The 251-nt window shown below is 45.8% G+C and carries 1 rRNA gene; it reads left to right on the plus strand.

The window, feature by feature from the left end:
* Positions 1-156 precede the first annotated feature (156 nt).
* Positions 157-251: ribosomal RNA gene (locus AC2AXP_RS22830) — 23S ribosomal RNA — on the plus strand; the annotation flags it as partial.

Here is a 251-nt window from a genome sequence, read left to right on the forward strand (position 1 = left end):
TAAGATATTGCTCTTTAACAATCTGGAACAAGCTGAAAATTGAAACATGACGGCTGAAACTTGTCCCCCGTAGCAGTTTGGGATGAGGAGTAACCTGTCATAGAGTCTCTCAAATGTAGCAATACGATGATGTCGAAAGACACCTTCGGGTTGTGAGGTTAAGTGACTAAGCGTACACGGTGGATGCCTAGGCAGTCAGAGGCGATGAAGGGCGTGCTAATCTGCGATAAGCGTCGGTAAGGTGATATGAA

Source organism: Serratia sp. Sp408 (genome assembly GCF_057180665.1).